1 protein-coding gene is annotated in these 467 nt (G+C 69.0%); it reads left to right on the forward strand.

Annotated elements, in window-relative coordinates; all coding sequences use genetic code 11:
* The coding region (locus EN893_RS37545) for an MG2 domain-containing protein (RefSeq protein WP_164901572.1) at positions 1-467 on the forward strand (467 nt) is incomplete at both ends.

The raw sequence follows: 467 nt of genomic DNA on the forward strand, positions 1-467 counted from the left end.
GGACGGGCTCAACGTCTTTGCGCGTTCACTGGGCAGCGCCAAGCCGATAGCCGGCGCCGAACTGACGCTGGTTGCCAGGAACAATGAGGTTCTCGGCACGGCGACATCGGATGCCGACGGCCATGCCGTCTTCAACCCCGGCCTGACGCGCGGCGACGGCGGCATGGTGCCGGCCGTGCTGATGGCCAAGCAGGGCGACAATGATTTCGTCTTTCTAGATATGGGCCGGGCCGGCTTCGACCTGTCCGACCGCGGCGTCACCGGGCGCGCGGCGCCAGGTGCGCTGGACGTCTATGCCTGGACCGAACGCGGCATCTACCGCGCCGGCGAAGATGTTCATGTCGCGGCGCTTGCCCGCGACGGCGCCGCCAAGGCGGTCGAGAACCTGCCGTTGACGTTCGTCTTCTCGCGCCCCGACGGCGTCGAGGACCGCCGCATCGTCAGTGACGGCGCTTCGGCCGGTGGCC

Source organism: Mesorhizobium sp. M7A.F.Ca.CA.004.04.2.1, from assembly GCF_004022825.1.
Lineage (GTDB): Bacteria > Pseudomonadota > Alphaproteobacteria > Rhizobiales > Rhizobiaceae > Mesorhizobium.